Raw genomic sequence first — 5,149 nt, 5'->3', positions numbered from 1 at the left:
TGATTGGCGGACCGGATTTCGGCATACTTGGTGAAGGCTATGTCCGCCTTTCCTACGCCAATTCGGAGGAGAACATCCTCCGCGCCATCGAACGCATCGAAAAGTTCCTGGCGAAATAGCACCACCTTTATCCTCCCCCTTGTGGGGAGGATAAAGGGAGCCAGAGTCTGCTAGGCTGGCGTATTGGCCTTCACGTTCGCCACTGTCGCTTCGATATGATCGATGAGGCTGTCCGGCAGTTTCAGCCGACCAGCCAGCAGATCGAGATAACCGCGTTCGGCACGGGTCTTCGGCTCGATGGTCAGGCGCGACGCGGTGTAAAGCTCAACCTTCTGCGCGTCGGTGACGGCAGCCGCGACCAGCGCATCGATATCGACCGGCGCGTTCAGCTCATTGGCCAGAAACTCCTGCGTATCGCTGTTCATGCCGGAAAGCGACAGCTTCTCGGTAATGCGTGCACGCTCGGCGTCATCGATATGCCCATCGGCGCGGGCAGCGGCGATCATTGCGCGCACCAGCACCAGGGCGAATTCATGTTCGCCCTGCGGCGCAGTCTCGGGATGGAAACTTGAATCGTCCGGCGGTGGCAGCAATTCACCTTCAGCGGTCTGCGCGGCCTCCGCCGGCGCCTTGCCGCTTTGATAGTTCTGATAGGCCTTGTAGGCGAGCCCTGCCACGGCAGCGAGGCCGCCGAGCTTCAATGCGCCACCGGCGACTTCGCGGCCGGTTCCGGTGCCAAGCAGGATTGCAGCCAGGGCGCCGGCAGCGAGCGGATTATCCTTGGCCATTTGCGTTGCCTTGCCGGCCGTGTCGCGAACCGAGGTGCCGATTCCGGGGATATTGCTCCCGAGGAAATCATCGAGAATCTTCTTCGGATCAAGCATGCGTCTCTCCTCATGGCTGCATGAATTCGCTCCGCTTAGTTAGGAGCGGGTTCATGGCATTGCAATGACAGGAGAGGAATTTGTAAGGCGTGCCTGATAGCCCTACGAGCCGATGTGCTGCTTCTCGCCGCGCTCCCTGGCAAGCCGCACCTGCTTCTGCCGTTCGGCAAAACGGGCACGGTCAGCATCCGTCCGCTCGTGGTAGCAGTTCGGGCAGGAAACGCCTTCTTCGAACAGCGGCGACAGCTTGTCCTCGGGTGCAATCGGATTGCGGCAGGCATGGCAAAGCTCCGCTTCGCCTTCGATAAGGCCGTGACCGACAGAGACCCGCTCGTCGAAGACGAAGCATTCGCCTTCCCAGCGGCTTTGTTCCGCCGGAACATCCTCGAGATATTTCAGGATGCCGCCCTTCAGATGGAACACGTCGTCGAAGCCGAGGCCTTTGACAAAGGCGGTCGCTTTCTCGCAGCGAATGCCGCCGGTGCAGAACATGGCAATCTTCTTGCCTTCCAGTTCCTCGCGGTGGTTTTCCACCCATTGCGGAAATTCGCGGAAAGTCTTCGTCTGTGGGTCGAGTGCGCCCTGAAACGTCCCGATCGCGGTTTCGTAATCATTACGCGTATCGATCAGGATTGTGTCGGGATCGGAGATCAGCGCATTCCAGTCCTGCGCCGGCACATAGGTTCCGACGCTCTTGAGCGGATCGATATCGTCGACGCCCATGGTGACGATCTCCTTCTTGAGGCGCACCTTCATGCGCTTGAAGGGCATCTCGCTCGCATGGGAATATTTGAGCTCCATCCCGGCAATGGCTGGCTCGGCTTCGAGAAATTCGACAAGCTTCTTGATCGCCGCCGCCGACCCTGCAACAGTGCCGTTGATGCCTTCGGCCGCCAGAAGCAGCGTGCCCTTGATGCCAGCCCCGCAACATAGCTTCGCCAGCGGCTCCTGCAGCGACTGGTAATGTTCCAGCCGGGCAAAGCGGTAGAGTGCGGCCACTGTAAAGGGCAGGTTTGAAGTATGATCCGTCATGATCGCATCCAACTACTGTGCTAGAGCTCCAATTTCAAGGGTTATGCGGTATTGAGAGACAAGGCACCGCATATCCATCGTGCGTCCTTCAACAAGCTCAAGATGAGGGAATTGCGGATTGCAAGATAATTATCAACATTGCAGAACTTGGCTCCCTGCAATCACCACCTCCCTCATGGTGAGCCCCAAGAGCTTGTCAAAGGACGAACCACGCATAATGGTAATGCTTGTGAGAGATGCAGGTAGACAAACTGGACAAGCCCTACTAAATCGATTGAAGTTCAAGGCAGCGGAGAAAATGAGATGACCCAGAAGACCGATTTGCTCCTACCCGTCCTCAAGGGCCAGCCGGTTATTCCGGTAATCCTCATTCAGAATGTCGCCGACGCCGTTCCTCTGGCTCGGGCGCTCGCGGCAGGTGGCCTGCCCGCCATCGAGATCACCCTGCGCACGGCCGCTGCTCTCGACGCTATTCGCGCCGTCGCCAATGAAGTGCCGGAAGCCATCGTCGGTGCCGGAACCATTCTCAATGCCCGCCAGTATGAAGAAGCCAGCGAAGCCGGTTCGCGCTTTATCGTCAGTCCGGGTGCCACGCCGCAGCTCATCGAGGCGGCACGCCATAGCAAGGTCCCGCTGCTCCCCGGCGCCATCACCCCCGGCGAAATAATGGCGCTGCGCGAGGAAGGCTATATGATGCTGAAGTTCTTCCCGGCCGAACAGGCAGGTGGCGCGACATTCCTGAAATCGCTGGCTTCGCCCCTGGCAGGCACGTTGTTCTGCCCGACCGGCGGTGTCAGTGTCGCCAATGCCAAGACCTATCTGAACTTGCCGAACGTCGTCTGTGTTGGCGGATCCTGGGTCGCTCCGGAGGAACTGGTCAAGGCGGGCAAGTGGGACGAAATCACCAAACTCGCCGCTGAGGCAGTCAAGCTCGCGGGCTGATAGGAAGCCGAGATTCTGATGCAACGGTTGAGTGCCAATCTCTCCCCTGGCGGGAGAGAACGGATTTTCTTGGGTTTAGCACTTGCTAAATCCTTAGAAAATCCAAGAGAGGGGATTTGTCAAAATCCGTACTCTCCAATTACCCCCTCTCTTGCGATTTCTAGCATTTAGCAAGAGCTAAGATGCTGAAATCGCTTTTCTCCCCTACAAGGGCGAGATTAGCGGCTTTACGATCCGCTGGTCGGATTGAATTTGGCAATCTGCAGGAAGGTAACCGCCTTGCCGGTAAACTTGTTGGCGGTTACTGGCGCATCATGCTTGAACCCGCCAACGTAAACGGTCGTCGGTGCCGTACGCATCAATGCATTGCGGATGACAGCCGGTTCCACATGCGGTGTCACGTCGGCTACTTGCTGGCTCGAGAGCGCACGGTCCGGCACATCGGACGCAACGTGGAGGGCCCTTGGGGTGTCCTCTGCCTGGCGGCGCGGCTTGGCGCCCTTCGCCGTGGTGATCACGCCGCTGTCGAGCATGGCGACTGGGTCACCCTTGGCTCCAAGCATCGTCTTGCGTAGCGATGCCTGCGGTTCAGCCGAGGCCATCTGCATATTCTGCTGAACGGCCGGCTGGACATTCAGAACGCGTCCACCCGTCGTCCCCGGCAGTGTCGGCAGTTTCTGAGCCTGCTTCAGCAACGCTTCCGGCGTCGGATCTTCATCTGGAACCTGGATAATGTCGTGATCGGCGGCTGCCGTGGCCTGCGCGGTCGGAGCCGCAACGGGGCGTTGATCCGGGACAATTGATGCAACCATCATGTCGTGCTTCGGCCCATTGCTCGGCTTGTCGAAGGGAACCGGCACGAGAGCATTGACCAACTCAGCCTGAGCCTTGCCCGCCTCGTCATTCGGATCATCGGTATTGGCTGCAATCAGGTCATTGATTGCGCTGCTGTCGTTCTGGGGCCGAGGCTCCGGCAAGGCCGCAATCGCAGTCGACTTGTCAGCCGCTAGCGCGTTGAGCGTTGACGGTTCTGGCGCCGGCGTCGGAGTATAGTCCGGACGCCGCAAGGGAACTGGAACATTGAAAGCCAGCGTCTGATTGTCGTCCAGCGTTCCTGCCATCGGCGCTTCTGGATGCGGAGCAGCCACAGGTGCGGGAACGTCACGCGTCGGCAAGTCAGGTTCGATCGCCTGCGGCGCCTTGGCTGTCGTCTGTACCGGCGCGGTACCGCCGTCAGCTTCCTCCGCTGTCGAAGCAGGCTTCGAGGCCACGGTCTTCGCCGGTTTCGCCGCCGATGCTACAGCGACAGAACCTTCTTCCCCGGTATCCTCCGCTTCGTCAGCACCGCCGCCGAAGAGCATGCCAAACAGGGTCTTGCCGCTACGGCCGGAGCGAGAGGCGCTGGCGATCTGGATCGAGCCGCCGCTGCGTCTACGCGATTCATAGGCTGCAACCGCCTGCTCATAGCCTGGCAACGGCTTGCCATCGGACGGGATATGCAATGTCTTGCCATCCGGGAAAACGGTCAGCAGTTCCTTGCGGCTCATGCGCGGCCAATGGCGGACATTGCCAACGTCGGTATGCACGAAGGGTGAACCAGAAGTCGGGTAGTAACCGACACCGCCGGCCTGGAATTTCAGCGCCGTATAGCGCAGCGTCTGCAATTTCACGCCAGGCAGATACCAGTCCATCGCCTTGCCAAGCATATGCTGGCTCTTCTCGGCAACACCGCGCGACCGGGAGCGCAGCATGGAATTTGTGGAGGGAGAGCGGTAACCGCAGATGACGTGAATGTAGTCCCGGCCGCCAGTAGCCTGGTAGATCTGCCAGACCAGGTCGAACAAACGGGGGTCCATCTTGGTCGGTTCATTGCGACGCCAGTCGCGTAGGAAATAGTTGAGTTTGTTCAGGGCGTCCTGCTGGAAACGGCCGTCCTTCTTGAAGGTAATCTCGATACGCTCATTTGTATGAACCGCGTAGAGCTTCAAGGTGCGGGTTTCGGCACTGGCTTGTACCGGGGCAAACAGTATCGAGGCCAGAGTCAGGAAGAACGCAAACAAGCCGGTGCGCACAAAAAAACCCACCGTCGGTCCGCCGTTCCTGACATGATTCATATTTGACAATTTCGTCCCAACCTTGACCGTTTATTCCAACCCCCGAACAGCTGGATTATCCGATTTAATGGTTAATGGTCGCTTTATTGAAGAACAAATACGTTGAGAGCATGGCAAAAACTCACGCAAAATCCATCGTTTTATGACATGGTCAACGGGTTGTTAACAGCACAGTTA

The 5,149-nt window shown here is 58.5% G+C and carries 4 protein-coding genes; 1 reads left to right on the top strand and 3 read right to left on the bottom strand.

Translation table 11 applies throughout. The features are described 5' to 3' along the window. Nucleotides 1-170: 170 nt before the first annotated feature. Together AAAC48_RS22100 and AAAC48_RS22095 are read right to left on the bottom strand one after the other, a co-directional pair. A complete protein-coding gene (locus AAAC48_RS22100; protein ID WP_340656255.1) occupies nucleotides 171-884 on the bottom strand; it encodes a tellurite resistance TerB family protein in 714 nt (237 codons plus the stop codon). A gap of 102 nt (nucleotides 885-986) precedes the next feature. Then, a complete protein-coding gene (locus tag AAAC48_RS22095; protein WP_340656254.1) occupies nucleotides 987-1,916 on the bottom strand; it encodes a rhodanese-related sulfurtransferase in 930 nt (309 codons plus the stop codon). Nucleotides 1,917-2,219: 303 nt separating this feature from the next. Between AAAC48_RS22095 and AAAC48_RS22090 the strand changes: the two genes are divergently transcribed. Further along, nucleotides 2,220-2,858, top strand: a complete 639-nt coding sequence (locus tag AAAC48_RS22090; protein ID WP_340656253.1) for a 2-dehydro-3-deoxy-phosphogluconate aldolase — start codon at nucleotides 2,220-2,222, stop codon at nucleotides 2,856-2,858. A 227-nt stretch (nucleotides 2,859-3,085) separates the two neighbouring features. Here the strand turns inward: AAAC48_RS22090 and AAAC48_RS22085 are convergent, their stop codons facing one another. After that, nucleotides 3,086-4,972 carry a DUF882 domain-containing protein gene (locus AAAC48_RS22085; RefSeq protein ID WP_340656252.1) on the bottom strand — a complete coding sequence of 629 codons (1,887 nt, stop codon included), beginning with the start codon at nucleotides 4,970-4,972 and terminating at the stop codon, nucleotides 3,086-3,088. Nucleotides 4,973-5,149: the final 177 nt, after the last annotated feature.

Origin of the sequence: Phyllobacterium sp., assembly GCF_037994405.1 — a bacterium.
Taxonomy (GTDB): domain Bacteria; phylum Pseudomonadota; class Alphaproteobacteria; order Rhizobiales; family Rhizobiaceae; genus Phyllobacterium.
The sequence above is the reverse complement of the archived record's forward strand: the minus strand, read 5'-3'. Positions and strand labels throughout refer to the sequence as shown.

What these genes read in the sequence shown, in the direction of transcription:
- AAAC48_RS22100 (WP_340656255.1), bottom strand. Translation starts at nt 884, where the DNA reads ATGCTTGATCCGAAGAAGATTCTCGATGATTTCCTCGGGAGCAATATC.
- AAAC48_RS22095 (WP_340656254.1), bottom strand. Translation starts at nt 1,916, where the DNA reads ATGACGGATCATACTTCAAACCTGCCCTTTACAGTGGCCGCACTCTAC.
- AAAC48_RS22090 (WP_340656253.1), top strand. Translation starts at nt 2,220, where the DNA reads ATGACCCAGAAGACCGATTTGCTCCTACCCGTCCTCAAGGGCCAGCCG.
- AAAC48_RS22085 (WP_340656252.1), bottom strand. Translation starts at nt 4,972, where the DNA reads ATGAATCATGTCAGGAACGGCGGACCGACGGTGGGTTTTTTTGTGCGC.